The following is a 26,862-nucleotide window of genomic DNA, read 5'->3' on the forward strand; positions in this document are numbered from 1 at the left end:
AACTAAGAGTAAAAACTCTTATTGACATGAATATTCAAAGCATGAATTGCGGGTATCCTGATTTTGGGGTCGACAATATTCATTGTTCCGTACAAGTGGTCATTTAGAGATTGGTGAGTGAAAAAATACCGCTCAAACATAAATAAATCTACCGCGTCCTGCGCCTTAATCGTAATGCGCTGGAAGTTTTTTTCTACCGCCATTGAGTACGCCTCGAAACTTACCAGGCTCTCTGGCACTGTTTTTTTACTCCGGATCGAGAGCAATGATCCCAGCACTGCAGTGGTAGGCATACCAAATGCTTCTACCAGCCCCTCCCCGTCAATATTGCTGATCGCAGCAGTAAGAGATTCGAAATAGAAATCTTGCCAGTGCATCCTAACGATCGCCTTGTTAATGTCCTCGCTTAGCGACAAGTAAATTGCGTCAAATTTTTCATTGGCACTGACCAAAGAGCGAATGAGCTCTTTAGCTTGTGAAGGTGTTGGGCCTGCAAGGTGAGCGAAATTATTGGCTACGATGGTCATCTTCTCTATCAAGCTACGACACTCAGCCACTAGTGCTATCTGCCTATCAAGTTGCTTGTTTCTCTGATACTGATATACACCAAGAATAAGCGCGCCTGCCGTGGCCACTTGAGCGACGAGACTGAATAGGTCGATAAATTTAATCTGCCAGAAATCATCACTGGATGTTCTTAAAAATAGCACTCCAAGTCCAGCAATTAACAAGGCAAGAAAAATGGCCCCGAAAAACAAATCGCGCTTTCTTAGTTTTGATTCTGGCTTTTTCTCGAAATGGATTCCCATCATTCATCCTCAAATCATACTTGTTTAGGCAGCTTAAGTTAGAGCCTTCCTAGGCCCGGGTCCGATATCTCCTGATTCATTTTTGTAATTGCTGACTCGATATCACGCATCAGCACAGGATAAGTCTGGCTAAGTTCTGCGGTCAGTGTCTTCAGCGCATCCGCATAAGATCCCATACCCAGAACCTTAGCCTCCAAAATAACCCATTGGTCATGATAGAACGAATGATCGTTGCCCGTAGCATCAACGCTGACAGCTAGCTGCGTCATCTCCTGAAGTCGTTTTCTTCCTGCCCCCCACACCAAATCTAAGTACCGATTGTTGGTTTCAATCATGGCCACCAAACCCTTCATACGCATATAGGTTCTCACTATAGAACCTGCAGTGGTCGGGTCGATTTCCGCGAGAGAACTTGCCATGGTGTCATAAACTGTAAATGTATCAGCCCCAATATCTAGGCGATACATATGAGGTTCACCTTGCGGAAGGGCAAGAAGGCTGGCGGCATACTCCATATTGTAGAGGCCCCACGCCGCTCCCATTTCAGTGCTGATGAGTAGCAAAGAGTTACGAACTGAAACTAACGCTTCCCTCTTTGCTCGTTTCTCACTCAATTCATAAGCTTTAATTGAAGCGTGTCTAGCGAAAAAACCGCCGATGAACGCAGCTCCTAAGCCAATAACAGCAGGATTTTCGAGTATTTTACGGAACTCGGTTAGAGCACCCACAATTTCCATAGCACTTCTCGGCTGGCGGCATAGGGCTACTATGGTAATCATTCTGGGAGGGCAGTGGAATTACCCTCAGCGACACCACCAGACCGGGCGCACGCGTGCCCATCAATAATCTAGAATCCGATCAGCGCAAATCGGAATGTGGCCATGCCATATAGTCTCGCGTCGTACAGCGAGGGCAGCGGCTTCTTTGCATAGGTTAGGTAGGGATGAATTTCGACCAGATTCAATGGCTCGTCCTAGCCGATCATCCTGAATGCATGTGACCCGAACGTCTACCGTCACGCCCTGATACCCACCGCGATCCTGGGGCGACATGCTGACACCTCGATAGCGCATTGGCGTCACAAGCATTCGCATGATCCGCCTCACCTACCAGTTCTCAGCTTCCGTCGCTTGATGCGCGTACATCAACGCTTCATCAGCTAGCTCCAGCATTTCTGCCAAAGTCCCTGCATCAACCGAATGAGCATCGCGCAGCGCGTAGGCATGGTGCAGCAATTCCCGATGACGCTTCGTGGGCTCCTGGATCAGTGCATCAGTGTCCTGGAGGAGGTGGTACCACTCGGGGAGCGTTAAGAGGTTGGCTTGTTGTGCGAGCATGAGGGCATCTGCGAAAAATACTGTATGTGCATACAGTATTTGAAAACATCGGCTTGGTACAGTGCTGAGCCGACCAATTGCAACGCACGCGCGCGGGAAAATTGCGGCGAGAAAAAAAATTGCGCGAGAAAATTACTTATCCCCCTCCCGCCGACGGGCTTTGCGTCACAAAAAAGTGCAAAGACCTGGTGTGGTGCAATACGGGACTCAGCCCAAGCCCACTGCTGGACCTAGGCTCTGTCTGAAATTCCGAGAAACTGAACTCCCGTACCCCGAAAGCCGAAATTCTGTAATTTTTTCAGCCATCTACGGAAAGGAATTCTGTGATGGCCAAGCGCTACGAACTTTCAGATGAAGCATGGGACGTGATCGCGGATCTCTTCACTCCAACCCACTGCAGAGGAAGGCCGCGATCAAATGATCGTCTGATGCTCGACGGCGTACTGTGGCTGCTGTGCTCAGGTGCTGCATGGCGGGACATGCCCGAGCGGTTCGGGCCTTGGCGAACGGTCTACCATCGCTTTCGGGATTGGCGGAATAGGGGCACATTCGATCAGTTGCTCAAGCGATTACACCTCCGACTGAACGATAAAGGTCTCATCGACCTGCAGACCTGGATGATCGACTCAACCGCTGTTCGTGCAACCCGCGCCTCATCAGGTGCAGGTAAAAAAGGGGGCCTGATGAACCTGCCGATCATGCTCTAGGCCGCAGTCGCGGTGGCCTCATCACGAAGATTCATATGCTTTGCGATGCCAACGGCGTGCCGTTACGCTTCCTTCTCTCTGGCGGTCAAGCCAGTGACATCAGCTATGCCCAGCCGCTACTGGATGAAGTAAGCATCCCGGCGAGCCAACGTGGCCGCCCTCGCAAACGCTGCCGTTGGCTGCTAGCCGACAAGGGCTACGACGCCGATGCTCTGCGGCGTTACTGTGACCGATACCGCATGCAGCCGGTCATTCCTCTGCGCTCGATGAAGCGCAAGCCCAAGCCTGGGCTACCCCGCCTGTTTGATCGCCCAAAGTACCGTCAACGCAATGTGATCGAGCGCATGTTTGGCTGGCTGAAAGAGAATCGGAGGATCGTGACGCGCTTCGACAAGCTGGCGAAAAGTTATGCCGCGATGGTCTCGCTGGCCTGCGCTATGCGGTGTTTGAGACACCTCTTTTCAGACAGAGCCTAGCAACTGAGAAGGCATTGCACTGCGTGCAAAGTTTTGCAAAGAAATGTCACGCGCTTGCATGGCGTGCTGCAGGCTTGTATCGAGGGGAGCAATTCCGTAAAGCCCCAGCCCGCTTAGGCGGTAGGTTGGAAAACAGGCGAAAAGGTCGATTTTCCAAATTTGCCCCGCTTCTGGTAATGCGCACCAAGTCGCGATGCCAGATCTGCTACAAACCGAGAGGCCTAGCGGCAGTAAGCTTTCAGGCTATTTGCAGGCTGTCGGGGCTTTTCACTTCATTGCTTTCGGCCTGGAGCTTCAAATGCGGGAGATTTGCTTGGTTCACCAGGCGCCTGTGTTCCGCTGTGACGGTCGGATGTAGCAGACTCTTGAGCAGTTCTGCCAGCTTCAGTGCGGTCTCTTCAGTAATCTTTTTCACCGTGCCAACGCGAGCGGATGGGCGGCATATTTTGCCAGTCGACACACCTAGGGCGTCGACCATGCCGCATACATACCCGTCCAGAAACTCGTTGTCGAATAGCACACGGCTCTCGGGGGCTTCTTGATAGTCCCAATCCACCCGCCAAGAACGTCCTTCTTTTCTTACATCGATCTTGGGTAACGCAGGATGTGGGGCAGGGGCTTTCATCAGCGGCTCCGAGGAAGCGATGGGCAGGGGGAACTGTTGGACTACAGCTAGTTGTTGAACGCGGTAGACCCTTCTCAGCTCAAGGCCGCGAGTACATGTTCAGGGTCGTTATGGATAGCCCTGAGCAACGCCCGTGCTGGACCTTCAGGCTCACGGCGTCCTTGCTCCCAATTACGTAGAGTTCCTACGGCAACATCTATGCGTTTGGCGAACGTAGCTTGAGAAAGCCCGGTTGCTTGGCGGATCTTCTTGACTTGAACCGCGTCTACGTGGAATTCACGCGATGGCTGACGCTCACCGCGATCGATCTCATCCATCTGGGTCATGCTTTCCACAAGACGATCGAAGAGATTCTTTTCCATTATTTCCACCCTTTGTTAAGTGCGCGGAGCTGCGCGTTCTGACGATCGGTCAAGGTATCCATGATACCTTTTCGATAAATCAGAATCATTCGTATCTGTTGTGCCGATGTCACATGGTAATAAATCACCCGGACGCCACCACTTTTGCCTTTGCCATTGGCCGCCCAGCGGATTTTCCTCAGTCCACCGGTATCTTCAAGGAGGGCCCCCGATGTGGGGTGTTCTGCGAGATACCTCTGCAGTTTTCGGTACTCCTCATCGTCCAAATGCTCCGCTAGATCGGAGGTGAAAATTGGTGACTCGATGAAGATCATGCAATCCCTGCTATGCGTCATTGGCGTATGTGGATGATAGCCAGACGCTCAGAAAGTATCAACTATTTGCTGATCATTTTTGATCAACCAGGCCGGCCCTCGGTCGGAGGATTCCCCTGTTTACTTTGGGTATCTTAGGGGCACCCAAGCGAAACAAAGCCGACCTTAGGAATGGCGTTGGTGGTGGACATGACTAACCTCGGTATTGAATACAGGCCGCCCGGCCGGTAACGGGGGCGATCCTGGCGGGCGCTTTGCGCGCCTCTGATCAAAAAGTGCGCAATTCTAGCGAGCACGAGGTCGCTTGACCAGCAGAAATACGACGAACGTTGTTTCCCCATCCATGGCGTTGCCCGGCGCCAGTAGGCAACGGCTGGAAACACAACCTTGCGGTTCCAAGCCTTGCTAAGCAGGGCGTTGCTGCGCACTGACGTGCAGGTCATTAACGCCTAACGCCGCCGATTGTCGTCCGGCTTCTTCCCGTGCTGCCTTGTGCCGATTAGATCGTCCGCCGCCCCCGTAGGGTCTGTTGCCCAATAATGTTGTCGGTTACACAGGCATAGAGAATGCGACAGCTATCGCCGGGTGGCATCGCGCAGCGCGTAGGCATGGTGCAGCAATTCCCGATGACGCTTCGTGGGCTCCTGGATCAGTGCATCAGTGTCCTGGAGGAGGTGGTACCACTCGGGGAGCGTTAAGAGGTTGGCTTGTTGTGCGAGCATGAGGGCACCTGCGAAAAATACTGTATGCGCATACAGTATTTGAAAACATCGGCTTGGTACAGTGCTGAGCCGACCAGTTGCAACGCACGCGCGCGGGAAAATTGCGGCGAGAAAAAAATTGCGCGAGAAAATCACTTATCCCCCTCCCGCCGACGCGCTTTGCCTCGCGAAATAATGCAAACCAGCGGTGGGGTGCAATGCCTGCTCCAGGCCCCGCCGTCTGTGGGTTCTCGCAGGGGAAGGCCCATTTCATACTGTGAAAGGGAATGACAGGTTCGGCAGCCGGGCTTGCACAGTGAAGCGGGGGAGAGACGATCGGGTGGGCTGGCTGCAAGCCACGGAATCCGTGGGCGAGTGTCGGAAAAATCCGGTTTAGCGGGGTTTTCAGATTCAGCACGCATCGTTTCTGAACTGCGCAGCGTAGCAAGGGCGACAGACATAAAGACGCTGTAACCACTGCAGTAGATGGCTTTCAGCCAGATCAGTCGCCACACCCACGTTGCAATGTAGCGCACCGTTCGTCGTATAGTTAATGGCTACACAGATACACATCAGCAACACGCTGTGCTAGAGTCGATTCTGCTGGATATAGGCCGGTAACATGAGCAGCCAATCCCGGCTGTCATGACTGACAGGGAGAGCAGCGCAACCTATTTTTGCCGCTGCAACAAAGTAGGCGTCCGTATGACTCACACCCAATGCGTTAGGGAGTTTCATTGTCAAAGGCGATAGAGGAGTAGATATCACACACGCACCCCGGAAGGAGAGGAAGTAATGGAAAGAGTGGCAGAAGCGGGCATCAAGCCCGTGTCAATAAATATGAGGGCCGATTCGAAACGGCGGGATTTGATTGATGCTGCAGCTGAGATTCTCAGCGTCGATCGGACCAGTTTCATCCTAAACGCTGCCTGTCAGCGCGCTGAGGAGGTGATCCTGGATCGCAAGCTTTTCCTGCTTAGTGATGAAGCTTTCGACCGTTTTGAAAAGGCTCTCGATGCGAACCCCATCAGGAGCAATGAATGCGTCAAGAAACTGCTTGCCCGACCGAAGCCCTGGAGCTGAGCCCTCCCGAGAAGCTGGGTAGTCACCACGTGACGGATAAGTTCAACTGCAACGAACCCTCAATCAATGACTATCTGTGGAGCAAAGCTCTAAAGGCGCAGAACGCCAAACACGCGATGGTCTACGTGGTGTGCTTCAAGGGCACGCATGAGGTCGCTGCGTATTACACACTTTCGAACAGTGCGATCGACCGCCGGCATGGTGCGACAGCCAAGATTCGTCGTAATGCACCAGATCCGCTCCCTGTGACAGTTCTGGGTCGCATGGGCGTGACGGAAGCAGCGAGCGGTCGGGGCCTATCCGTGGCGTTGCTGGCAGACGCGATTGAGCGCTGCATCATCGCTTCTGAAGTGATTGGGTCCACAGCGTTAATAGTGCATCCGCTCAACGACCGTCTTACCGATTTCTACGCAAAGCACGCGGGGTTCATTCCTTGCCCTGACCTTGCTCCCATGACGATGATGCTTCCCCTCAGGTAGCAACTGTCGAAAAAAGGCCCGCTTATGCGGGCTTTTTGTTTAACAGGACACCGAGTACCGAAGGTATATTTTGACTATCGCTCGAGCAACCCAGCGAAACAAAGCCGACCTTAGGAATGGCGTTGGTGGTGGACATGACTAACCTCGGTATTGAATACAGGCCGCCCGGCCGGTAACGGGGGCGATCCTGGCGGGCGCTTTGCGCGCCTCTGATCAAAAAGTGCGCAATTCTAGCGAGCACGAGGTCGCTTGACCAGCAGAAATGCGACGAACGTTGTTTCCCCATCCATGGCGTTGCCCGGCGCCAGTAAGCAACGGCTGGAAACATAACCTTGCGTTTCCAAGCCTTGCTAAGCAGGGCGTTGCTGCGCACTCTCCGTCGCGTAATAAAATGCTTGTTAATGCTTATAAAACACTTATTATTTGCGGTGTGACGGCGGGCGGATGAATACGATCGACTGGTCCAGAAAGGCAGTAAAACAGCTACGCAAGATCACAAGTGGTGATCAGGTCAGAATCTACGACGCGGTCCAGGTGCTGGCTCAGATGCCGGATGTGCACAATGTCCGTGCGCTGTTAAACCATCCGCAGGGCTACCGGCTGAGGGTCGGAAATTACCGCGTTCTGTTTGACTGGGATGGAGGGGTGAAAATTGTCCACATCGAAGAGATCCGAAAACGCGATGAACACACCTACTAACGTGCAGATCATCAATGACGCCGATGGTCGCCCGGCTTTTGTCGTGTTGCCTTATGCCGATTACATCGCCAGTCGCCCCCAGCAGGATCTGGTGCCCAATGACGTTGTCGGCTACATGGTCAGAGAAGGCGCGACCGCTATCGCTGCGTGGCGCCGGCATCTTGATCTGACCCAGGCAGAGGTCGCCCTGCGCCTTGGTATTTCGCAACCTGCCTATGCTCAGCAGGAGGCCGCAGAACGTCCGCGCAAGGCTACGCGGCAGAAGATCGCCGCAGCGCTCGGTATTCCGCTGCAACTGCTCGATCTCTGAGCCATTTCTGAACGTCCGAAGAGCGCTTGACCAGCAGAAATACGACGAACGCTGCGCTATGCTTCGCGCCGTTGCGTCGGGGCCTTTTGCAGGCGCTGCGCCAATTCGAATTCTATGGCTCTATAAGGCCTTCTGCGGGAGTGGTCGATGGTTCAGGCAAGCAGTCACGCCGAGGGCGGGCAGGGGGCGACGCGGTCGTTGAGCCTGTTGGTGGCAGCTGTTGGGGTGGTGTATGGCGATATCGGCACCAGCCCGTTGTACACCCTCAAAGAGGTCTTCACCGGCGGCTACGGCGTGCCGGTCAACCACGATGGCGTGTTGGGGATCCTGTCGCTGATCCTCTGGTCGCTGCTGTGGGTGGTTTCGTTCAAGTACGTGATGTTCATCCTGCGCGCCGACAACCAGGGCGAAGGCGGCACCATGGCGCTGACGGCGCTGGCGCGGCGCGCTACTGCCGGCCACCCGAAGCTGCGCACGCTGATGGTGATCTGCGGGCTGATTGGCGCCTCGCTGTTCTACGGCGACAGCATGATCACCCCCGCGGTGTCGGTGCTGTCGGCGGTGGAGGGCATGGGGCTGGCGTTCGATGGGATCGACCATTGGGTGGTGCCGATTGCGCTGGTGGTGCTGGTGGCACTGTTTCTGGTGCAAAAGCACGGCACCGAAAAAATCGGCAAGCTGTTCGGCCCGGTCATGGTGGCGTGGTTCCTGGTGCTGGCGGCCCTTGGCGTGCACGGCATTGCCCAGAGCCCGGAAGTGCTCAAGGCGTTCAACCCTGGCTGGGCGCTGAACTTTTTCATCGTCCACCCTGGCATGGGCGTGGCCATTCTCGGCGCGGTGGTGCTGGCGTTGACTGGCGCCGAGGCGCTGTATGCCGACATGGGGCACTTTGGCCGCAAGCCGATTGCCCGCGCCTGGTTTGCCCTGGTGCTGCCGGCGTTGGTGCTGAACTACTTTGGCCAGGGCGCGATGCTGCTGCAAAACCCTGAAGCTGCGCGCAACCCGTTCTACCTGCTGGCGCCGAGCTGGGCGCTGTTGCCGCTGGTGGGGCTGGCGACCATGGCCACGGTGATCGCGTCGCAGGCGGTGATTTCCGGGGCCTTCTCCCTGACCCGCCAGGCTATCCAGCTGGGCTATATCCCGCGCATGCACATCCAGCACACTTCAAGCGACGAGCAGGGGCAGATCTACATCGGTGCAGTGAACTGGACGCTGATGGTCGGCGTGGTGTTGCTGGTGATCGGTTTCGAATCGTCCGGTGCGCTGGCGGCGGCCTACGGCGTAGCGGTTACTGGCACCATGCTGATGACCACCATCCTGGTGGCGGCGGTGATGCTGTTGCTGTGGAAGTGGCCGCCGCTGCTGGCGGTGCCGATCCTGATTGGCTTTTTGTTGGTCGACGGGCTGTTCTTTGCAGCCAACGTGCCGAAGATCGTCCAGGGCGGCGCGTTCCCGGTGTTGGCCGGCGCGGTCCTGTACTTGCTGATGAGCACCTGGAAGCGCGGCAAGCAGATTCTGGTCGACCGTATCGATGAGGGCGCGCTGCCGTTGCCGGTGTTCATTGGCAGTATTCGTGTGCAGCCGCCGCACCGCGTCGAAGGCACGGCGGTATTTCTGACTGCCCGCGCCGATGCGGTGCCCCATGCGCTGTTGCACAACATGCTGCACAACCAGGTGCTGCACAACCAGGTGGTGCTGCTGACAGTGGTCAGTGAGGATCGCCCGCGGGTGCCGGAGCATGAGCGCTTCGAGGTCGAGGCTTATGGCGACGGGTTCTTCCGGGTACTGTTGCACTTTGGCTTCATGGACGAGCCCGATGTGCCTGCCGCGCTCAAGCTCTGCCATCTGGAAGAGCTCGACTTCAGCCCCATGCGCACGACCTATTTCCTCAGCCGCGAGACAGTGATTGCATCGCGACTTGAGGGCATGTCGCGCTGGCGCGGCAACCTGTTTGCATTCTTGCTGAAGAACGCCAATGGCAACCTGCGCTTCTTCAACCTGCCGCTGAACCGGGTGATCGAGCTGGGTACGCAGGTGGAGATCTGAGGTAAGCGGGGCCGCATAGCGGCCCCGGTTACATCACTTTTCGGCAACGTTGGACTTGCCTTGGCGGGTCTCGATTTCGTCGATCAGACGTTTGGCCAGGGCCGGGTAGTTCTCGTCGAAGTGGTGGCCGCCAGGCAGCTTCAGGCGCTCGCCTACCGCCGTCTTGTCGGTGCAGCCGCTTTCGTCGGTTTCTTCAACCCCATAGATGCACACCACTTTCGAGGCGGGCAGCTTGGCCATCTCCGGCCCGGTAGGGGCCTCCTGGCCTTCCTTGCCCAGCCAGCCCTCGACTTCGATCTCGAAGCTGCCACTGCGCGCAAAGGCCAGTAGCACTACTGCATCGACGCGTTTCTGGTCTTCTTCCGGCAGGCGGTTGTAGATGGCCGGCAGTACATCGGCGCCGAACGAGTAGCCGGTCAGCACGAAGCGTTTGGTACCCCATTTCTGCCGGTAGTGCTGCATCAGTTCGGACAGGTCGGCGGCGCTCTGCTCGGGGGTCTTGTGCTGCCAGTAGTAACGCAGGGTGTCGATGCCCACTACCGGGTAGCCGAGCTTGGCCATCTCGCCCGCCACGTCGCGGTCCAGGTCGCGCCAGCCGCCGTCACCGGAGAGGAACAGGGTGACCGTATCGGTAGTTTGCCCAGCCGGTACTTCAACCACAGGGATGGCCAGGGCGTTGCCGTCGTGGCCGACCAGGGCGTGGGTCAGTTGCGCCTTGAGCACCTGCGGCAGGTGGATATCGTAGTCGGCGATGCTGGTTTCGGCGTTGGCCTGATCGCGCACAAAGGCTGCGCTGGCGTCATCCGGGTTGTCGTTCCAGGCTACGTTCCAGTGGCCATGGGCTGCAGCCTTGGGCAGCGGGGCCTGGCAGCCGGGCTGCTCCAAGGTGAAGTCCACCGAAATGGCACGGGCCTGGTCATTGCCTTGCGTGGCCAGCCAGCGCCAGGCCTGGGCCGCGCCTGGGCCGATACCGGCGACGATAGAGGGCTTGTCGGCCAGTTGGGTCAGTGCCTGGTCCATGGCGGCTGCCTGCTTGGTGCAGTCGGCATCCGGCAGGACCACCTGCACCAGTTGGGCTTCGCCGGCCTGGCTGAGGTCGAGCAACTGCTTGTCGCTCAGGGCCTGCTCGCGGGGCACGCCGATAGCCACCAGGGTTTTCGGGTGCACGCCTGGGGTGGCGCGGGTCAGGCTGCTGCCCTCGCTCAGGGTCAGGTGCTCAAGGCTCGGCTCAGGCGCCGGGCGGGTCCATAGCCAGAAGGCCACGGCGCCTGCCAGTACGGCCAGCAGCAGAGGAATCAGTACGTACAGCCAATAGCGTCGGATCATCAGCGTTTCACCAATCCAGTCAGGCCGCCCGCAATCAGGGCGGCGGTATCAGCCAGTGCCACCAGCGGGTCGAGCCCTGCCGGCACTGCCATGTAGCGAGGTTCCCAGTCCGGCTGGAACTTGTCCTTGAAGCGCCGCAGGCCCTGGAAGTTGTAAAGCTGTTCGCCGCGCTGGAACACCATCGAGCCCAGGCGCTGGGTCAGTGGCGCGCCCCGGCGCGGCTGCAAGCCGGAAAGTGGCACCATGCCCAGGCTGAAGCGGCCGTAGTCATGGCTTTTGTAATGTAGGATCAGGCCCACCATCATGAATTCCATGGTCAGCTTCGGGGCGTCCGGGTGGGCGCGCATCAGGTCCAGGCTGGCCAGCTCGTTGCTGTGGGTTTCCAGCAGGTTGGCGAACGCCACCGGGCGGCCCTGGAAGCGGATCAGCGCAATGCGAAAATGCTGCAGGTACTCTGGGCTGAAACGGCCGAGGGAGAAGCCCTTTTCACGCACGTTCTTGCCGCTCAGCCAGGCGTCGGAGATTTCCTTGAGCTCGGCCAGCGGGGCATGGCCGGGTTCGTGGATTTCCAGGCTCAGGCCATCGCGGCCGCCGCGGTTCCAGGTGTAGCGCAGGTCTTTCATCTCCTTGCCCTTGGCTTCGATATCGAAGCGGCGCAAGTCGACGCGTGCTTCTTCACCGAGCTTGATCGCGGTCAGGCCGATGTCCATGTAGAACGGCAGGTTCTCTGCGCGCACCTGGTAGAACACCGGGCGGGCGTGGTGCAGGTCGCACAGGTCGCGGAACTGCCAGATCATCTCGGCGCGTTCCTGGGCCGGGCCGATCGGGTCGTACAGTGCCACCAGGCTACGGCCACGCCGGGCGTACATCAGGTAGGCAGTGTCATTGGGGTGGAACAGCAGTGCCTTGTCGCCGGTCAGGGCCAGGCCGCCGTCGGGCTGGTCCGAGGCCTGCAGAATACGGCTGGCGCGTTGCAACTCGTCGTCGGTAGGCAGGTGGATCACCGGCCGAGCGGTGCGCAGCAGCCAGGTCAAGGCGACGATCACCAGCAGCACCGCGCTGCCCAGGGTGGCGCGCAGGCCACGCGGGGCGTCGGCGTCGAGGGTGAACTGCCACCATAGGCGGTGGGTGTAGGGCACATCCTGGTAGGCGAACAGCAGCAACCATACCGAGGCGCCGATGACGCAGGCGCTGGCCACCAGGTAGACCGGTGAAAACGGCAGCTCCAGCAGGCGGCTGGGGCGGTAGAACGAACGGCGGAACAGCGCCAGCAAGGCGGCGGTGAAGCACATCATGCTGGCTTCTTCCCAGTCGAAGCCCTTCAGTAGCGACAGTACGGCGCCCACCAGTAGCAATATGGTGGTCAGTAACCACGCTGCCGACAGGCGTCGGCGCAGGCCCTGGGCCAGCAGCAGGCAGAGCACGCCGATCAGGCTGGCGCCGAAGTGCGAGGCGTCGATCAACCGATGTGGGATAAGAAAACCCATGTGTTCCAGGCGGCTGTCGATTTCCGGGGTAGCACCGGAAAACAGCAGCACCACGCCCGACAGAAACACCAGAATTGCCAGGATCGGCGCCGCAAGGCCGGAGGCTGCACGCATGGCTTGCTGGGCGAACAGCAGGCGGCGAGCTTCGTTGGCCAGCAGCAGTACGCAAGCCACCAACAGTGGCAGCACCACGTAGATCAGCCGATACAGCAGCAGGGCGGCAGCCAGCGGTGCGGCGCCAAGCTGGTTGGCGAAAGCGGCCAGCAGGATCGCCTCGAACACCCCGACGCCGCCCGGTACATGGCTTAGCACCCCAGCGGCCAGCGCCAGCAGGTAGACCAGTACGAACGCGCCGAAAGGCGGCGCCTCGGGCAGCAGCAGATAGAGCACAGTGGCAGCGGCGGCGACATCCAGCGCGGTAATCAGCAGCTGCAGCGCCGCCAGGCGACCGTTGGGCAGGCGCAGGGTGCGGCGACCGAGCTTTACCAGCAGGCTGTCCTTGAGCGGTTGCTCGGCCAGGCGGCGGCGATACAGGCCAATCACCAGCGCGGCCGTCAGCAGCAGTACCGCAACTGCGATGGCGCCCAGCAGCGTTGCCGGCAGGCGCAGCGCGGTGGCCGCAGCGGGCAGGTTGCTCAGGGTTGCCAGCGCCGCCAGGGGCGGCAGTGCGCAGCCCAGCGACAGGCTGGCGAACACCGTCATGCGCGCCACCTCGGCGGCCCCGAGGCCTTCACGGGCGTACAGGCGATAGCGCACAGAGCCCCCCGACAACATCGACAAACCAATGGCATTGCCAATGGCGAACGCACTGAAGCCGCCCAGCACCAGCGTGCGCGGCGGCAGCTTCACGTCCGCGTAGCGGGTCGCCGACCACTCATAGCCCAGCAGAATCACAAACCCGGCGACGGTCGCCAGCAGCGCGCCGGCCAGAGCGTGGCGCGGCACGCTGAGCATCGCGTCGTGCAGGGCATAGATATCCAGCTCGCTGAGCAGGTGTCGGCAAGCGACCAGGCCCATGCCGAACAAGAGCAGGGTCACGGCCAGGCCCAAGGGCTGGCGGTACTTGCTCAGCCGCTCAAGCCACGGCAGATGCTGCGCGGCCGCAGGCAGTGCTGCAGTCAGCGGAGTGTGGGTATCAGGGGTAGGGGCATTCATGGTTGACCCCGGGCGATCAGCGCGAGGTGGGGGCGAGGTGCGGCCAAGTTAAAATCCCTTTGGAAAAACGTGTCCAGATATTACTCCGGCCCGAGTGGTTAATCTGTTTCAGGATAGTTAAAGATAGTTCATCAGCTCCCCTGAATGCGGGAAACAGCGTGGATCGGGAGGGGATTTCAGAAAGGCAGAAAGCAACAAGCCCCGCCATCTTTCGAGGGCAGGGCTTGTTCTGACGATATGGTTGCGGGAGCCGGATTTGAACCGACGACCTTCGGGTTATGAGCCCGACGAGCTACCAGGCTGCTCCATCCCGCGTCAGTGGGGCGCATTCTACGGCTTTCTGAATTGGCGTCAAGCGTTAATGCTTGATTTGCCAAGTTTTTTTCCGGAAGGCATTTTGCGGGCAACAAAAAAGGCCACTGTGTGAACAGTGGCCTTTTTCTTGTATCTGGTTGCGGGAGCCGGATTTGAACCGACGACCTTCGGGTTATGAGCCCGACGAGCTACCAGGCTGCTCCATCCCGCGTCAAGGGTGCGTATTCTACGTATTGGCAGCCTGGTGTCAACAAAAAAATGCTGCGTGCGGTAAAAAACGCTGGGACGAGGTTATTCTTCGCCCATTTGCGACTGCAGGTAGTTCTCGATGCCGATCTTGTCGATCAGGCCCAGCTGGGTTTCCAGCCAGTCGATGTGCTCTTCCTCGGACTCGAGGATGTCTTCGAGCATTTCACGGGAGCCGAAGTCGCCAACGGTTTCGCAGTGGGCGATGGCAGCCTTGAGGTCGGCGTGGCCGGTTTTCTCGATTTTCAGGTCGCACTCGAGCATTTCGCGGGTGTGCTCGCCGATCAGCAGCTTGCCCAGGTCTTGCACGTTGGGCAGGCCTTCGAGGAAGAGAATACGCTTGATCAGTTTGTCAGCGTGCTTCATCTCGTCGATGGATTCTTTGTACTCGTGCTTGCCCAGCTTGTTCAGGCCCCAATCTTCATACATGCGGGCATGCAGGAAGTACTGGTTGATTGCGACCAGCTCGTTTCCGAGGATCTTGTTGAGATGCTGGATGACGCTTACGTCGCCTTTCATGGGGTCTGCCCTGTAGAAGTTGAGCCAATGAAAACAAGTTTGAGCCCGGGCACTATCTATGTCAAACCTAAGTTATTGAATAATAAGTGAAATTTAATCGGAATAAGAATGTTTTTGAACCGCGTTACAACGCTAACTTATTGAATTACAGGCATAAAAAAACCGGGCAAGGGCCCGGTTCTTCGAAATAAGGGTTTTACGCCGCGGTGAATTCAACGGGGTAGGGCAGAGCAGCCTGTTGGCTCAGTTGCAGCTCGGTGAGGGTTTCGCGCACCACTTGCTTGGCAAGGCAGGCACACTTGCCGCACTGGCTGGCCACGTTGGTGGCGGCTCGGACGTCCTTGTAGCTGCAGCATCCTTCGTAGATCGCATCGCGGATCTGTCCGTCGGTGACACCGACACATAGACACACATACATAAAGGCTGACCATCGCGGGTGGGTTCGATGGGTTGGAGAGTAATGGTAATGAGAATGCTTGTCAAAGCACTTTCTGAAAGGGGCGCGCCAGAGCGACCGGTGGTACATATTCGGCCTGTCACGCTAACCCGTGTATGATGGTCAGCCTTTATCGGGCCCGGTTGGCCGTGTGCTGCCCGGGCAAGTTTTCTAGCCTCATCCAGGAGAAATCGAATGAGCGTACTCGTTGGTAAGAAAGCCCCTGACTTCACCGTCCCTGCTGTGCTGGGCAACGGCGAAATCGTTGACAGCTTCAACCTGGCCTCGGCCATCAAAGGCAAGTACGGCCTGGTGTTCTTCTACCCGCTGGACTTCACCTTCGTATGCCCGTCCGAGCTGATCGCCCTGGACCACCGCATCCCGGACTTCCAGGCCCGCAACGTTGAAGTGATCGGCGTTTCGATCGACTCGCACTTCACCCACAACGCCTGGCGTAACACCCCGGTCAACAATGGCGGCATCGGCCAGGTCAAGTACACCCTGGCTGCCGACATGACCCACGAAATCTGCAAAGCCTACGACGTCGAGTCCGAAGGCGGCGTTGCCTTCCGTGGCGCGTTCCTGATCGACACCAACGGTGTCGTGCGTTCGCAGATCGTCAACGACCTGCCACTGGGCCGTAACATGGACGAGCTGCTGCGTCTGGTCGATGCCCTGCAGTTCCACGAAGAGCACGGCGAAGTCTGCCCTGCCAACTGGAAAAAGGGCGACAAGGGCATGAACGCTTCGCCAGAAGGCGTTGCTGCATACCTGAGCGAGAACGCCGGCAAGCTGTAATAATTGCCAGGCGCAAAAAAAAACCGGCCTTCGTGGCCGGTTTTTTTATATCCAGCTTGCAGCTCAGTCGTTGAAGTCGCGCCAGCCGCCCATCTCTTTCCAGCGGTTGACGATGCCGCAGAACAGTTCAGCGGTTTTCTCGGTGTCGTAACGCGCCGAATGCGCCTCACGGCCGTCGAAGTCGATGTCTGCGCTCTGGCACGCCCGCGCCAGGACCGTCTGGCCATAGGCAAGGCCGGCCAGGGTCGCGGTGTCGAAGCTTGAGAAGGGGTGGAACGGGTTGCGCTTGATATCGTTGCGGTTTACCGCCGCATTCAAAAAGCCCAGGTCAAAGCTGCTGTTGTGCCCGACCAGGATCGCCCGTTTGCAGCCATTGGCCTTGAGCGCCTTGCGCACCCCCCGGAAGATATCGGTAAGCGCCGCTTCTTCACTGACCGCCATGCGCAGCGGGTGGTCCAGCTTGATACCGGTGAATTCCAGTGCCGCCTGCTCGATGTTGGCCCCTTCGAACGGTTCGACCCGGAAGAAGTAGGTGTGCTCGGGGAACAGGAAGCCCTTCTCGTCCATGCCGATGGTGACGGCAGCGATTTCCAGCAGGGCGTCGGTGGCGCTGTTGAAGCCGCCGGTCTCGACATCCACCACTACCGGCAGGTAACCGCGAAAGCGTTCGGCCATCGGGTGGCGCGAGCCGCTAGTGGCTTGGCCTTCCTGTTCGTCTTCGTACAGGTCTTCGCTCACGCGTTTTCCTCCAGCAGGCGCCAGCGCAGTGTTTCACCAGCGCGCAACGGGATGATGGTGTTGTCGCCGAACGGCAGGCTGGCGGGCGCAGTCCATTCTTCGCGCACCAGGGTGATAGTGTCGGTGTTGCGCGGCAGGCCATAGAAGTCCGGGCCGTGCTTGCTGGCGAAGCCTTCGAGCTTGTCCAGCGCATTGCGCTGCTCGAACGCCTCGGCATACAGCTCGATGGCCGCAAAGGCGGTGTAGCAGCCGGCACAACCGCAGGCGTTTTCCTTGGCGTGCTGGGCGTGGGGCGCCGAGTCGGTGCCGAGGAAAAACTTCGGGCTGCCACTGGTTGCCGCGTCCAGCAGCGCCACCTGGTGGGTGTTGCGCTTGAGAATCGGCAGGCAATAGAAGTGCGGGCGGATGCCGCCCACCAGCATGTGATTACGGTTGTACAGCAGGTGCTGCGGGGTGATGGTCGCGCCGACGTTGGCCGGTGCATCCATGACGAACTGCGCGGCGTCGCTGGTGGTGATGTGTTCGAACACCACTTTGAGCGTCGGGAAGCGCTCGACCAGACGGCGCATGTGCTCGTCGATGAAACGCTTCTCGCGGTCGAACACGTCGACGTCGCTGCGTGTTACCTCACCGTGCACCAGAAGCGGCAGGCCGGTTTCGGCCAGGGCTTCGATGGCCGGGGTAATGTTGTCGATGCTGGTCACGCCCGAATCGGAGTTGGTGGTGGCGCCGGCCGGGTACATCTTGGCGGCGTACACGAAGCCGCTGGCCTTGGCCGCGCGGACATCCTCGGCGCTGGTGCGGTCGGTGAGGTACAGCACCATCAACGGCTCGAAGCGGCTGGCAGCCGGGCGGGCGGCAAGAATACGCTCGCGGTAGGCGCCTGCCTCGACGGCGTTGCGCACCGGCGGGACCAGATTGGGCATGATGATGGCGCGAGCAAAGGTGCGCGCCACGTCACCAACGGTATGTTTCAGCACAGCACCATCGCGCAGATGGATGTGCCAGTCGTCGGGACGCAGAAGGGTCAGGCGATCGGACATTGGGGTTTCCAGGCGGGTCGAACTCAGGCGCCAATCCTACCGGAAAACCCCGGCGCGAGCACGGCTATCAAGTTTTCCGCGAGCTGTCCGATAGCCTTGGGGTAAGCCGTCAGAATCTGTGGAGCCGCCCGTGCGCCAGCGTTATCTAGCCCTGTTCACCCTTGTTGCCAGCCTTCCGGCCGGGGCAATGACCTTCCAGACCCGCATGGAGAGCGTTGCCTGGAAAGTCGATGGTGATCAGTTCGAATGTCGCCTGATCCAGCCTATCGAAGGCTTCGGCAGTGGCGAGTTCGTGCGCCGCGCCGGTGAGCAGCCGACGTTCCAGTTGCGCTCGGACACCAATGTGCTGGGCGCAGGCTCCGCGACCTTGCTGGCCGCTGCGGCCCCGTGGCAGCCCGGTCGTGGCGACGTCAACCTGGGGTCGGTGCGCATGGCACGCACGGGTGTGCTGTTTACCTCAAGCCAAGGCCAGGCCAGCCGACTGATCAACGGCCTGCTCGATGGCCGCAGCACGGTCGTGCGCAACTACGCCGGTGAAGGCGGGCGGGTGATGGAAGTGCGAGTGCTGCCAATCAGCTTCGCCAAGGCTTTCAGCGACTATCAAGTGTGTGCGGCCAAGCTGCTGCCGATGAACTACGACCAGATCCGCCAAACTCAGATTGCTTTCCCAGGCACTGGCCTTGAGCTGGACAGCTCGGCGCGGGCGCGGCTGGATGTGCTGCTGGACTATCTGAAGGCCGACCCGTCGGTCAACCACATCGAGCTCGACGGCCACTCCGACAGCAGCGGCAACCGCCTCACCAACCGCGACAACTCGCGGCGCCGGGCACTGGCCGTTGCGGACTATCTCAAGGCCCATGGCGTACCTGAGGAGCAGATCACCGTACGTTTCCACGGTGAACGCTACCCGCTGGTCAAGAACAACAGCGCCGCCAACCGCGCGCGCAATCGGCGGGTGAACATTCAGCTGGATCGCGTTACACCGGTTGAAAAACCCGTGGAAAAAACCCAGGCGCCTGTAGCTCCGGCTGCCGCCCCCGCCGCCCCCGCACCCGCTCCGGCAGCACCAGCCCCAGCGAAGAAGGCCTGAGCGCGACCGTTGGTCGCACAGACGAAAGTTCTTGTCGCTTTGCCGTCAGAAGCTGTCGCCCCACTGTAAATTTTCCGGCAAGGCCGTTAGAATCGACGGCTTTCCGTACAACCCCGTGGAGTGATGGCATGGCGGACGTAAATAAGGTCGTACTGGCGTATTCCGGCGGCCTTGATACTTCGGTGATTCTCAAGTGGCTGCAGGACACCTATAACTGTGAAGTGGTGACCTTCACCGCTGACCTGGGCCAGGGCGAAGAGGTAGAGCCTGCTCGCGCCAAGGCGCAGGCAATGGGCGTTAAAGAAATCTACATCGACGATCTGCGCGAAGAGTTCGTGCGTGATTTCGTGTTCCCGATGTTCCGCGCCAACACCGTGTATGAAGGCGAGTACCTGCTGGGTACGTCCATCGCCCGCCCGCTGATCGCCAAGCGCCTGATCGAGATCGCCAACGAAACCGGCGCCGATGCCATTTCCCATGGTGCTACCGGCAAGGGTAACGACCAGGTGCGTTTCGAGCTGGGTGCCTACGCACTCAAGCCTGGCGTCAAGGTCATCGCCCCATGGCGTGAATGGGACCTGCTGTCGCGCGAGAAGCTGATGGACTACGCCGAGAAGCACGGTATCCCGATCGAGCGCCACGGCAAGAAGAAATCGCCGTACTCGATGGATGCCAACCTGCTGCACATCTCTTATGAAGGCGGCGTCCTGGAAGACACCTGGACCGAGCACGAAGAAGACATGTGGCGTTGGAGCGTCTCCCCGGAGAATGCCCCGGACCAGGCGACCTACATCGAGCTGACCTATCGCAATGGTGACATCGTCGCCATCGACGGCGTCGAGAAGACCCCGGCCACCGTGCTGGCCGACCTCAACCGCATCGGTGGCGCCAACGGCATCGGCCGTCTGGATATCGTCGAAAACCGCTACGTCGGCATGAAGTCGCGCGGCTGCTACGAGACCCCGGGTGGCACCATCATGCTCAAGGCGCACCGCGCCATCGAGTCGATCACCCTGGACCGCGAAGTGGCTCACCTCAAAGACGAGTTGATGCCCAAGTACGCCAGCCTGATCTACACCGGTTACTGGTGGAGCCCTGAGCGCCTGATGCTGCAGCAGATGATCGACGCTTCGCAGGTCAACGTGAACGGCGTGGTTCGCCTGAAGCTGTACAAAGGCAACGTCGTGGTTGTCGGCCGCCAGTCTGACGACTCGCTGTTCGACGCCAATATCGCCACCTTCGAAGAAGATGGCGGCGCCTACAACCAGGCTGATGCTGCTGGCTTCATCAAGCTCAACGCACTGCGCATGCGCATCGCGGCCAACAAAGGCCGCTCCATGCTGTAAGCGCGTCTGCTTGCGGCAGCAAAGACCCGGCCCAGGCCGGGTTTTTTGTTTTCAGGCAGCGCCTAGGGCATGGCTTCATCGGCCATCGGCCCGACGGTTAGCTGCACCGTAATGCGATTGTCGAGGTCATGCAGGGTCCAGCTGCGCGGCGCAGAATACTTGCGCTCAAGCACGTCGTGAAAGTGTCTCTGAAGGTTTGCCCGGCTCTGTGGCCCGGACAAGGCGATGATCATCGGTGTGCTGTCTGTGGCCACAGGCGTAAACAGAGCGGTTGCAAGGGGGGGCGGCTCGCTGGCGGCTGGCGGTGCTGCCGGTGCTGCCGGTGGAGAGTCCTGCGGCGCGGGCGCTTGCTCTGCAGTGTCATCTTGGCTACGAGGGGCGAACAATGTTCCGTTGTTGAAATTGAGCGTGAGGAAGAACAGCACGGTCAGGAAGAACGGAAAACCGACCAGAAACCATGTGTAGATCCCTTGGCTCGATTCGCTTAGAAACGGTAGCGACGCCAACGCCGAGGCTTCGATGACGCCTGCAAAGACTGCGATGAGGCTCAAGGGGCTCAGTGATTGCTGCTTCATGATCAGATCCACCTGTGTTTTAGCCATCAGTAACGCTTTGCATTTCAGTTGCCTAGTGCGCTTCTTTCCCTCCCGTTCAGGGATTGCACCTGAACCGACGAGATCCCTCTCCCTCGGTCGACATTTCTGTCATCCGCGGTGCTGTTTCCACGCTTTTTTAGGCGTGGCCTGGCCTGCTAGGTTGGGTTGCCTGGTAGGCCGGGCAGATAGCGGGCACTGAATTAAAGGTTTGCGCGTAGGACGTTTCTCTAAATCGCGTAGGCCTGTTCTTTCTCTGTAGGTTCAGGGGGAATCGCTACTTATCCAGAGGTGATGCTCGGGTAAGGTTAGTGGTCGAAATCAAACAACGAATCAATGGGTAACCCATGAACAAAGTGCTGATCGTGGATGATCATCCGGTCATTCGCCTCGCGGTGCGCATGCTGATGGAACGCCATGGCTATGACGTAGTGGCAGAGACCGACAACGGCGTCGACGCATTGCAACTCACTCGCGAGCACCTGCCGGACATCGTCGTCCTGGATATCGGGATCCCCAAGCTCGATGGGCTGGAGGTAGTGGCGCGCATGGCGCTGGCCAACCCGTGCAGCAAAGTGCTGGTACTCACCTCGCAGGCGCCTGGGCATTTTTCCATGCGTTGCATGCAGGCGGGGGCTGCGGGCTATGTCTGCAAGCAGCAGGAGCTCACAGAGTTGCTCAGCGCCATCAAGGCGGTGCTGTCGGGCTACAGCTACTTCCCTAACCAGGCGCTGCAGAAAGGCCGCTCGGTGACCAGTTCGGGCACCGAGGCGGAGATGGTCGGGCGCCTTTCAGGGCGCGAAATGATGGTGTTGCAACAGTTGGCCAAGGGCAGGAGCAACAAGGAAATCGCCGACTGCATGTTTCTGAGCAACAAGACAGTGAGTACCTACAAGACGCGGTTGCTGGCCAAACTCAATGCCCGCTCGTTGGTCGATCTGATAGAGCTGGCGCAGCGTAACGGGCTGATTTGACCATGCGCAAAACGCCTCCTGAAGGAGGCTTTTCAGGTGCGGTTACAGGTCGTAGTCGAAGTCGGCCAACTGCCGCTGCAGGCGGCGCTCCTCGAGCAGGTTGTCGATGGTGCGGCGCTTGCTGAGGTTGGTCTTGGCGGGCTCGATCCGAGGCTCTACGTCTTCCTCGGTGATGGGAAAATCGTCATCGACAACCAGGTCTTCTTTATCGGTGCTCATGCGTCAGGTCACTCCCAGCCAAAGGGCCATTGGCCGTCCTTATAACGGGATTCGCGAAGCCGGTAAAAAAGATTTTTTCAATCGAAATGGGCGTTGTTTTCTATTGCTTCAATCGTCAGAGGTCTTCTGCTTGTATTCGCACAGGTCTTCGATGCGACAACTGCCGCAGCGTGGCTTGCGGGCCTGGCAAACATAGCGCCCGTGCAGAATCAACCAGTGGTGCGCATCGAGCAGGTAGTCCTTTGGGACGAACTTGAGCAGCTTCTTTTCAACCTCCACCACCGTCTTGCCCGGTGCGATGCCGGTGCGGTTGCTGACGCGGAAGATATGCGTATCGACGGCCATGGTCAGTTGGCGGAAAGCGGTATTGAGCACCACGTTGGCGGTCTTGCGGCCAACGCCCGGCAGTGCCTCCAGCGCCTCACGCGACTCGGGAACCTCGCCGCCATGCAACTCGACCAGCAGGCGGCAGGTCTCGATGACGTTCTTGGCCTTGCTGTTGTAGAGCCCGATGGTCTTGATGTACTCACTCAAACCTTCAACGCCAAGCGCGTGAATGGCCTCGGGGGTATTGGCGACAGGGTACAGGCGTGCGGTGGCCTTGTTGACCCCCACGTCGGTGGACTGGGCCGAGAGAATCACCGCGATCAGCAATTCGAAGGGCGTGGTGTAGGCCAGTTCGGTTTTCGGCTCAGGGTTGTCTTCATGCAGCCTGCGGAAGATCTCCAGGCGTTTTGCGGCATTCATGGGGCCAAAGGGTTCCTTGATGGCATTGCAGATACAATTGCCCCGGCCAGTGGCCGGGGCAGGGGGCTTACTTGATGCGCTGGCCTGGCTTGGCGCCGCTGTCAGGGCTCAGCAGGTAGATCTCTTCACCGCCGGGGCCGGCAGCCATCACCATGCCTTCAGACACGCCAAAGCGCATCTTGCGGGGCTTGAGGTTGGCAACCATCATGGTCAGGCGGCCTTCGAGCTTGCTTGGGTCCGGGTAGGCCGATTTGATGCCGGAGAACACGTTGCGCCGCTCATCACCGATGTCCAGGGTGAGCTGCAACAGCTTGTCGGCGCCAGGCACTGCCTCGGCCTTGACGATAAGCGCTACGCGCAGGTCGACGGCGGCAAATGTATCGAACTCGATCTCGGCCGACAGCGGGTCTTTGGCCAGCTCGCCGTTACCTGCCGGCGCTGCAGCTTCTGCAGCCAACAGGTCTTCCTTGCTGGCAGCGACCATGGCTTCGACCTTGGCCAGCTCGATACGGCTCATCAGCGCCTTGAACGGGTTCAGCTGGTGGTTTTCCAGGCGGCTCAGGTGGTCGTTCCAGGCCAGCGGTGCGACATTCAGGAATGCCTCGGCGTCGGCAGCCAGCACCGGCAGTACCGGTTTGAGGAAGATCACCAGTTGGCGGAACAGGTTGATGCCCTGGGCGCAGATGGCCTGTACCTCGTCCTGCTTGCCTTCCTGCTTGGCCAGCGACCACGGTGCCTTGTCCGCGATCCAGGCGTTGGCGCGGTCGGCCAGGGCCATGATTTCGCGCATGGCGCGGCCAAAGTCGCGGCCTTCATAGGCGTCGGCAATGGACGGCGCGGCGGCGATGAAGGCCTCGGTCAGCTCTGGCGCGGCGTCACCGGCAACCATGACGCCGTCGTTGCCCTTGTGGATGAAGCCTGCACAGCGGCTGGCGATGTTGACCACCTTGCCGACCAGGTCCGAGTTGACCTTTTGCACGAAGTCTTCGAGGTTCAGGTCCAGGTCATCGACGCCACGGCCCAGCTTGGCTGCGTAGTAGTAGCGCAGGTATTCAGGCTGCAGGTGGTCCAGGTAGGTGCGCGCCTTGATGAAGGTGCCGCGCGACTTGGACATTTTCGCGCCATTGACGGTCAGGTAGCCGTGCACGTTGACTGCGGTGGGTTTGCGCAGGCCTGCCCCTTCAAGCATGGCTGGCCAGAACAGCGCATGGAAGTTGACGATGTCCTTGCCGATGAAGTGGTACAGCTCGGCCTTGGAGTCTTTGTTCCAGAATGCGTCGAAGTCCAGTTCCGGGCGGCGTGCGCAGAGGTTCTTGAAGCTGGCCATGTAGCCAATCGGCGCGTCCAGCCAGACATAGAAATACTTGCCAGGCTCGCCGGGGATCTCGAAACCGAAATACGGTGCGTCGCGGGAGATATCCCACTCCTGCAAGCCCGAGTCGAGCCATTCAGCCAGTTTGTTGGCCACTGCGTCCTGCAGCGTGCCGCTGCGGGTCCACTGCTGCAGCATGGCCTGGAAGTCCGGCAGCTTGAAGAAGAAGTGCTGGGAGTCGCGCAGCACGGGGGTGGCGCCGGAGATTGCCGATTTCGGGTCTTTCAGCTCGGTCGGTGCGTAGGTAGCGCCGCACTTTTCGCAGTTGTCGCCGTACTGGTCTTCGGCTGCGCATTTCGGGCAGGTGCCCTTGATGAAACGGTCGGCCAGGAACATGCCCTTTTCAGGGTCGAAGTACTGCGTCACCGAACGGGTGGCAATGTGGCCGGCATCGCGCAGGCGGCCGTAGATCATGCTCGACAGTTCGCGGTTCTCGTCGCTGTGCGTCGAGTGGAAATTGTCGAAGTCGACCAGAAAATCGGCAAAGTCGCCGGCGTGCTCGGCCTGGACGTTGGCGATCAGTTGCTCTGGCGTGATGCCCTCTTTTTCGGCACGCAGCATGATTGCCGAGCCGTGGGCGTCATCGGCGCAGACATAGATGCACTGGTTGCCGCGCAGTTTCTGGAAGCGCACCCACATGTCCGTCTGGATATACTCAAGCATATGGCCAAGGTGGATCGACCCATTGGCATAGGGCAGGGCGCTGGTAACGAGAATCTGGCGTGGCTCGGACATGGTGGCTCGGCTACTTATCTGGCGACGGGGTAAAGATTGGGTGATCGGCCACTATAAAGGCCCGGCGAATATATTTCACCCCGCGAACGCATCTGCTGACGATTGACGGGTTAGCATAGGCGCCTGTTTTGTATTCAGTTTGCCAATGGGAGTGTCCATGAGTGCCGTCACCCGTGCCGCCATCGAAGGCGTGCTTCGCCAGTACACCGACCCCTACCTGAACCAGGACCCGGTCAGCGCCGGCTGCGTGCAGGCCATCGACATTCAGGGCGGGCAGGTCAGCTTGCAGTTGCACCTCGGCTACGCAGCCGGGCTGTTCAAGGGCGGTTGGGCCCAGGTGCTGGAGACGGCCATCGGCAACCTTGACGGGGTGACCTCGGCGAAGGTCGCCATCGACACCCGCATTGCCGCGCACAAGGCCCAGGCCCAGGTGCCGGCGCTGGCCAACGTGAAGAACATCATTGCCGTGGCGTCGGGCAAAGGCGGGGTCGGCAAGTCGACGACAGCGGCCAACCTGGCGCTGGCGCTGGCCCGTGAAGGCGCGCGCGTGGGCATTCTCGATGCCGACATCTACGGCCCAAGCCAGGGTGTGATGTTTGGTATTGCCGAAGGCACCCGCCCGCAGATCCGCGACCAGAAGTGGTTCGTGCCGATCAAGGCCCATGGCGTCGAAGTGATGTCCATGGCGTTTCTGACTGACGACAACACGCCGATGGTCTGGCGCGGCCCGATGGTGTCCGGCGCGCTGCTGCAACTGGTCACCCAGACGGCCTGGGACGACCTCGATTACCTGGTGATCGACATGCCGCCAGGCACCGGCGACATCCAGCTGACCCTGGCGCAGAAAGTGCCGGTGGCCGGTTCCGTTATCGTCACCACACCGCAGGACCTGGCGCTGCTCGATGCCCGAAAAGGCGTGGAGATGTTCCGCAAGGTCAACATCCCGGTGTTGGGTGTAGTGGAAAACATGGCCGTGCACATCTGCTCCAACTGCGGCCATGCCGAACACCTGTTTGGTGAGGGTGGCGGTGAGAAGCTGGCGGCGCAGTATGGTGTCGAGCTGTTGGCCTCGCTGCCGTTGTCGATGCTGATTCGCGAGCAGGCCGATAACGGCAAGCCGACGGCGATTGCCGAGCCAGAAAGCCAGATCGCCATGGTTTATCAGGAGCTGGCCCGCCAGGTGGGCGCGCGCATCGTGTTGCAGGAAGCTGCTGCGCCAGCCATGCCGAATATCACCATCAGCGAAGACTGACAGACAAGCCGCCTGGGCGAAGCGCTGCAGGCGCTGCGCCCAGACAGCCTGCACATCTTTCGTACAGGCATAAAAAAACCCGCCAGAGGCGGGTTTTTTTGAAAGCTAGGAAGCTAAATCGACTTAGGCGATTTGAACTTCTTCAGCCTGCATGCCTTTCTGGCCGCGGGTAGCGACGAAAGTAACAGCCTGGCCTTCTTTCAGGGTTTTGAAGCCATCAGCTTGGATAGCTTTGAAGTGCACGAACAGATCGTCGCCCGACTGAGGGGTGATGAAGCCGTAGCCTTTCTCGTCGTTGAACCACTTAACGGTACCGTTTTGACGGTTGGACATTTTTCTGTCTCCTTGGACAAAGTTGATGGCGGCAAGAGAAAAACCTCAAGCCGAGACTGAGTGCAAAGGAGCAGAAGTTGTCGTGGAGATGGGCCGATCGTAAATCGTGCATCAGAACAGGTCTTCGGTGTCGCGTGCAGCACAGTGGGCGTAACCTTAACCCACTTTCCCGAGCCTGCCAATAACCCAA

Annotated in this window: 28 protein-coding genes and 2 tRNA genes; 11 read left to right on the forward strand and 19 right to left on the reverse strand. The window is 59.2% G+C overall.

Annotated features, from left to right (window positions below):
- Window positions 1-2: 2 nt before the first annotated feature.
- The 3 genes from HU719_RS17950 to HU719_RS17960 all read right to left on the reverse strand — a co-directional run bounded on the left by HU719_RS17950 (window position 3) and on the right by HU719_RS17960 (window position 2,146).
- Window positions 3-812: a hypothetical protein gene (locus tag HU719_RS17950; RefSeq protein WP_217843718.1), complete on the reverse strand. Its 810-nt coding sequence runs from the start codon at window positions 810-812 to the stop codon at window positions 3-5.
- Between the two features lie 35 nt (window positions 813-847).
- On the reverse strand, window positions 848-1,546 hold the full coding sequence (locus tag HU719_RS17955; RefSeq protein WP_186534887.1) for a hypothetical protein: 699 nt from the start codon (window positions 1,544-1,546) through the stop codon (window positions 848-850).
- Between the two features lie 369 nt (window positions 1,547-1,915).
- Window positions 1,916-2,146, reverse strand: a complete 231-nt coding sequence (locus HU719_RS17960) for a hypothetical protein (RefSeq protein ID WP_186534888.1) — start codon at window positions 2,144-2,146, stop codon at window positions 1,916-1,918.
- A 326-nt stretch (window positions 2,147-2,472) separates the two neighbouring features.
- Between HU719_RS17960 and HU719_RS17965 the strand changes: the two genes are divergently transcribed.
- Window positions 2,473-3,329 (forward strand): IS5 family transposase gene (locus tag HU719_RS17965; protein ID WP_437179683.1). Its coding sequence is split into 2 segments (ribosomal slippage): window positions 2,473-2,821 and window positions 2,821-3,329, totalling 858 coding nucleotides; the frame shifts between segments, so codons are not numbered across the junction.
- 238 nt (window positions 3,330-3,567) lie between these two features.
- On the opposite strand, the gene HU719_RS17970 is transcribed toward HU719_RS17965, so the two are convergent.
- From HU719_RS17970 to HU719_RS17980, 3 genes are all read right to left on the reverse strand, one after another.
- A complete protein-coding gene (locus HU719_RS17970) occupies window positions 3,568-3,954 on the reverse strand; it encodes a hypothetical protein (protein WP_186534890.1) in 387 nt (128 codons plus the stop codon).
- Between the two features lie 74 nt (window positions 3,955-4,028).
- Window positions 4,029-4,316, reverse strand: coding sequence for a helix-turn-helix domain-containing protein (locus HU719_RS17975; protein ID WP_186534891.1), 288 nt, complete (start codon window positions 4,314-4,316; stop codon window positions 4,029-4,031).
- On the reverse strand, window positions 4,316-4,630 hold the full coding sequence (locus tag HU719_RS17980) for a type II toxin-antitoxin system RelE/ParE family toxin (RefSeq protein WP_186534892.1): 315 nt from the start codon (window positions 4,628-4,630) through the stop codon (window positions 4,316-4,318). The genes HU719_RS17975 and HU719_RS17980 overlap by 1 nt, the downstream gene beginning before the upstream one ends.
- 1,496 nt (window positions 4,631-6,126) lie before the next feature.
- On the opposite strand from HU719_RS17980, the gene HU719_RS17985 reads away from it, so the two are divergent.
- The 5 genes from HU719_RS17985 to HU719_RS18005 all read left to right on the forward strand — a co-directional run bounded on the left by HU719_RS17985 (window position 6,127) and on the right by HU719_RS18005 (window position 9,948).
- Complete coding sequence (locus tag HU719_RS17985) at window positions 6,127-6,414, forward strand: type II toxin-antitoxin system TacA family antitoxin (protein ID WP_186534893.1); 288 nt, start codon at window positions 6,127-6,129, stop codon at window positions 6,412-6,414.
- Window positions 6,372-6,893 carry a GNAT family N-acetyltransferase gene (locus tag HU719_RS17990; protein ID WP_225917302.1) on the forward strand — a complete coding sequence of 174 codons (522 nt, stop codon included), beginning with the start codon at window positions 6,372-6,374 and terminating at the stop codon, window positions 6,891-6,893. The genes HU719_RS17985 and HU719_RS17990 overlap by 43 nt, the downstream gene beginning before the upstream one ends.
- 444 nt (window positions 6,894-7,337) lie before the next feature.
- Window positions 7,338-7,592, forward strand: a complete 255-nt coding sequence (locus HU719_RS17995) for a type II toxin-antitoxin system RelE family toxin (RefSeq protein ID WP_186516908.1) — start codon at window positions 7,338-7,340, stop codon at window positions 7,590-7,592.
- The gene (locus HU719_RS18000; RefSeq protein ID WP_186516990.1) at window positions 7,576-7,902 is read left to right on the forward strand and encodes a helix-turn-helix transcriptional regulator; all 327 of its coding nucleotides are present in this window, start codon (window positions 7,576-7,578) and stop codon (window positions 7,900-7,902) included. Before HU719_RS17995 ends, HU719_RS18000 begins: the two co-directional genes overlap by 17 nt.
- A 147-nt stretch (window positions 7,903-8,049) precedes the next feature.
- The gene (locus HU719_RS18005) at window positions 8,050-9,948 is read left to right on the forward strand and encodes a potassium transporter Kup (protein WP_186534894.1); all 1,899 of its coding nucleotides are present in this window, start codon (window positions 8,050-8,052) and stop codon (window positions 9,946-9,948) included.
- A 33-nt stretch (window positions 9,949-9,981) separates the two neighbouring features.
- Here the strand turns inward: HU719_RS18005 and HU719_RS18010 are convergent, their stop codons facing one another.
- The 6 genes from HU719_RS18010 to HU719_RS18035 form a co-directional block, all read right to left on the reverse strand.
- Complete coding sequence (locus tag HU719_RS18010; RefSeq protein ID WP_186534895.1) at window positions 9,982-11,274, reverse strand: virulence factor family protein; 1,293 nt, start codon at window positions 11,272-11,274, stop codon at window positions 9,982-9,984.
- Window positions 11,274-13,916, reverse strand: coding sequence for a bifunctional lysylphosphatidylglycerol flippase/synthetase MprF (gene mprF / locus HU719_RS18015; RefSeq protein ID WP_186516914.1), 2,643 nt, complete (start codon window positions 13,914-13,916; stop codon window positions 11,274-11,276). The genes HU719_RS18010 and mprF overlap by 1 nt, the downstream gene beginning before the upstream one ends.
- A 238-nt stretch (window positions 13,917-14,154) precedes the next feature.
- Window positions 14,155-14,231: transfer RNA gene (locus HU719_RS18020), tRNA-Met, on the reverse strand.
- 134 nt (window positions 14,232-14,365) lie between these two features.
- A tRNA-Met gene (locus HU719_RS18025) sits at window positions 14,366-14,442 on the reverse strand.
- An 80-nt stretch (window positions 14,443-14,522) separates the two neighbouring features.
- Complete coding sequence (gene bfr / locus HU719_RS18030; RefSeq protein ID WP_186516916.1) at window positions 14,523-14,996, reverse strand: bacterioferritin; 474 nt, start codon at window positions 14,994-14,996, stop codon at window positions 14,523-14,525.
- 196 nt (window positions 14,997-15,192) lie between these two features.
- Window positions 15,193-15,414 carry a bacterioferritin-associated ferredoxin gene (locus HU719_RS18035; RefSeq protein WP_186516918.1) on the reverse strand — a complete coding sequence of 74 codons (222 nt, stop codon included), beginning with the start codon at window positions 15,412-15,414 and terminating at the stop codon, window positions 15,193-15,195.
- Between the two features lie 213 nt (window positions 15,415-15,627).
- Between HU719_RS18035 and HU719_RS18040 the strand changes: the two genes are divergently transcribed.
- Window positions 15,628-16,230 carry a peroxiredoxin gene (locus HU719_RS18040; protein WP_009684560.1) on the forward strand — a complete coding sequence of 201 codons (603 nt, stop codon included), beginning with the start codon at window positions 15,628-15,630 and terminating at the stop codon, window positions 16,228-16,230.
- A gap of 63 nt (window positions 16,231-16,293) precedes the next feature.
- Here the strand turns inward: HU719_RS18040 and rnt are convergent, their stop codons facing one another.
- Both rnt and pyrC read right to left on the reverse strand, forming a co-directional pair.
- Window positions 16,294-16,968, reverse strand: a complete 675-nt coding sequence (rnt, locus tag HU719_RS18045) for a ribonuclease T (RefSeq protein ID WP_186516920.1) — start codon at window positions 16,966-16,968, stop codon at window positions 16,294-16,296.
- Window positions 16,965-18,011, reverse strand: a complete 1,047-nt coding sequence (pyrC, locus tag HU719_RS18050) for a dihydroorotase (RefSeq protein ID WP_186516922.1) — start codon at window positions 18,009-18,011, stop codon at window positions 16,965-16,967. The genes rnt and pyrC overlap by 4 nt, the downstream gene beginning before the upstream one ends.
- 130 nt (window positions 18,012-18,141) lie before the next feature.
- Between pyrC and HU719_RS18055 the strand changes: the two genes are divergently transcribed.
- Both HU719_RS18055 and HU719_RS18060 read left to right on the forward strand, forming a co-directional pair.
- Window positions 18,142-19,101 carry an OmpA family protein gene (locus tag HU719_RS18055; RefSeq protein WP_186516924.1) on the forward strand — a complete coding sequence of 320 codons (960 nt, stop codon included), beginning with the start codon at window positions 18,142-18,144 and terminating at the stop codon, window positions 19,099-19,101.
- Window positions 19,102-19,229: 128 nt separating this feature from the next.
- The gene (locus HU719_RS18060; RefSeq protein ID WP_186516926.1) at window positions 19,230-20,447 is read left to right on the forward strand and encodes an argininosuccinate synthase; all 1,218 of its coding nucleotides are present in this window, start codon (window positions 19,230-19,232) and stop codon (window positions 20,445-20,447) included.
- A gap of 62 nt (window positions 20,448-20,509) precedes the next feature.
- Here HU719_RS18060 and HU719_RS23640 read toward each other — a convergent pair whose 3' ends face one another.
- A complete protein-coding gene (locus tag HU719_RS23640; protein WP_437179687.1) occupies window positions 20,510-21,022 on the reverse strand; it encodes a hypothetical protein in 513 nt (170 codons plus the stop codon).
- A gap of 365 nt (window positions 21,023-21,387) precedes the next feature.
- Between HU719_RS23640 and HU719_RS18070 the strand changes: the two genes are divergently transcribed.
- Window positions 21,388-22,014, forward strand: coding sequence for a response regulator transcription factor (locus HU719_RS18070; RefSeq protein ID WP_186516929.1), 627 nt, complete (start codon window positions 21,388-21,390; stop codon window positions 22,012-22,014).
- Window positions 22,015-22,056: 42 nt separating this feature from the next.
- On the opposite strand, the gene HU719_RS18075 is transcribed toward HU719_RS18070, so the two are convergent.
- From HU719_RS18075 to metG, 3 genes are all read right to left on the reverse strand, one after another.
- Window positions 22,057-22,233, reverse strand: coding sequence for a PA3496 family putative envelope integrity protein (locus HU719_RS18075; RefSeq protein WP_186516931.1), 177 nt, complete (start codon window positions 22,231-22,233; stop codon window positions 22,057-22,059).
- A 108-nt stretch (window positions 22,234-22,341) separates the two neighbouring features.
- The gene (gene nth, locus HU719_RS18080) at window positions 22,342-22,980 is read right to left on the reverse strand and encodes an endonuclease III (protein ID WP_186516933.1); all 639 of its coding nucleotides are present in this window, start codon (window positions 22,978-22,980) and stop codon (window positions 22,342-22,344) included.
- Between the two features lie 67 nt (window positions 22,981-23,047).
- A complete protein-coding gene (gene metG / locus HU719_RS18085; protein WP_186516935.1) occupies window positions 23,048-25,087 on the reverse strand; it encodes a methionine--tRNA ligase in 2,040 nt (679 codons plus the stop codon).
- 157 nt (window positions 25,088-25,244) lie between these two features.
- Between metG and apbC the strand changes: the two genes are divergently transcribed.
- Window positions 25,245-26,339 carry an iron-sulfur cluster carrier protein ApbC gene (apbC, locus tag HU719_RS18090; protein WP_186534896.1) on the forward strand — a complete coding sequence of 365 codons (1,095 nt, stop codon included), beginning with the start codon at window positions 25,245-25,247 and terminating at the stop codon, window positions 26,337-26,339.
- A gap of 123 nt (window positions 26,340-26,462) precedes the next feature.
- On the opposite strand, the gene HU719_RS18095 is transcribed toward apbC, so the two are convergent.
- A complete protein-coding gene (locus tag HU719_RS18095; protein WP_012273869.1) occupies window positions 26,463-26,672 on the reverse strand; it encodes a cold-shock protein in 210 nt (69 codons plus the stop codon).
- Window positions 26,673-26,862: the final 190 nt, after the last annotated feature.

Source organism: Pseudomonas farsensis (assembly GCF_014268805.2).
Lineage (GTDB): Bacteria > Pseudomonadota > Gammaproteobacteria > Pseudomonadales > Pseudomonadaceae > Aquipseudomonas > Aquipseudomonas farsensis.

Bases quoted from the DNA above. Each gene is read 5' to 3' on its own strand.
- HU719_RS17950 (WP_217843718.1), bottom strand. From the start codon at position 812: ATGATGGGAATCCATTTCGAGAAAAAGCCAGAATCAAAACTAAGAAAG.
- HU719_RS17955 (WP_186534887.1), bottom strand. From the start codon at position 1,546: ATGGAAATTGTGGGTGCTCTAACCGAGTTCCGTAAAATACTCGAAAAT.
- HU719_RS17960 (WP_186534888.1), bottom strand. From the start codon at position 2,146: ATGCTCGCACAACAAGCCAACCTCTTAACGCTCCCCGAGTGGTACCAC.
- HU719_RS17970 (WP_186534890.1), bottom strand. From the start codon at position 3,954: ATGAAAGCCCCTGCCCCACATCCTGCGTTACCCAAGATCGATGTAAGA.
- HU719_RS17975 (WP_186534891.1), bottom strand. From the start codon at position 4,316: ATGGAAAAGAATCTCTTCGATCGTCTTGTGGAAAGCATGACCCAGATG.
- HU719_RS17980 (WP_186534892.1), bottom strand. From the start codon at position 4,630: ATGATCTTCATCGAGTCACCAATTTTCACCTCCGATCTAGCGGAGCAT.
- HU719_RS17985 (WP_186534893.1), top strand. From the start codon at position 6,127: ATGGAAAGAGTGGCAGAAGCGGGCATCAAGCCCGTGTCAATAAATATG.
- HU719_RS17990 (WP_225917302.1), top strand. From the start codon at position 6,372: ATGCGTCAAGAAACTGCTTGCCCGACCGAAGCCCTGGAGCTGAGCCCT.
- HU719_RS17995 (WP_186516908.1), top strand. From the start codon at position 7,338: ATGAATACGATCGACTGGTCCAGAAAGGCAGTAAAACAGCTACGCAAG.
- HU719_RS18000 (WP_186516990.1), top strand. From the start codon at position 7,576: ATGAACACACCTACTAACGTGCAGATCATCAATGACGCCGATGGTCGC.
- HU719_RS18005 (WP_186534894.1), top strand. From the start codon at position 8,050: ATGGTTCAGGCAAGCAGTCACGCCGAGGGCGGGCAGGGGGCGACGCGG.
- HU719_RS18010 (WP_186534895.1), bottom strand. From the start codon at position 11,274: ATGATCCGACGCTATTGGCTGTACGTACTGATTCCTCTGCTGCTGGCC.
- mprF (WP_186516914.1), bottom strand. From the start codon at position 13,916: ATGAATGCCCCTACCCCTGATACCCACACTCCGCTGACTGCAGCACTG.
- bfr (WP_186516916.1), bottom strand. From the start codon at position 14,996: ATGAAAGGCGACGTAAGCGTCATCCAGCATCTCAACAAGATCCTCGGA.
- HU719_RS18035 (WP_186516918.1), bottom strand. From the start codon at position 15,414: ATGTATGTGTGTCTATGTGTCGGTGTCACCGACGGACAGATCCGCGAT.
- HU719_RS18040 (WP_009684560.1), top strand. From the start codon at position 15,628: ATGAGCGTACTCGTTGGTAAGAAAGCCCCTGACTTCACCGTCCCTGCT.
- pyrC (WP_186516922.1), bottom strand. From the start codon at position 18,011: ATGTCCGATCGCCTGACCCTTCTGCGTCCCGACGACTGGCACATCCAT.
- HU719_RS18060 (WP_186516926.1), top strand. From the start codon at position 19,230: ATGGCGGACGTAAATAAGGTCGTACTGGCGTATTCCGGCGGCCTTGAT.
- HU719_RS23640 (WP_437179687.1), bottom strand. From the start codon at position 21,022: ATGAAGCAGCAATCACTGAGCCCCTTGAGCCTCATCGCAGTCTTTGCA.
- HU719_RS18070 (WP_186516929.1), top strand. From the start codon at position 21,388: ATGAACAAAGTGCTGATCGTGGATGATCATCCGGTCATTCGCCTCGCG.
- HU719_RS18075 (WP_186516931.1), bottom strand. From the start codon at position 22,233: ATGAGCACCGATAAAGAAGACCTGGTTGTCGATGACGATTTTCCCATC.
- nth (WP_186516933.1), bottom strand. From the start codon at position 22,980: ATGAATGCCGCAAAACGCCTGGAGATCTTCCGCAGGCTGCATGAAGAC.
- metG (WP_186516935.1), bottom strand. From the start codon at position 25,087: ATGTCCGAGCCACGCCAGATTCTCGTTACCAGCGCCCTGCCCTATGCC.
- apbC (WP_186534896.1), top strand. From the start codon at position 25,245: ATGAGTGCCGTCACCCGTGCCGCCATCGAAGGCGTGCTTCGCCAGTAC.
- HU719_RS18095 (WP_012273869.1), bottom strand. From the start codon at position 26,672: ATGTCCAACCGTCAAAACGGTACCGTTAAGTGGTTCAACGACGAGAAA.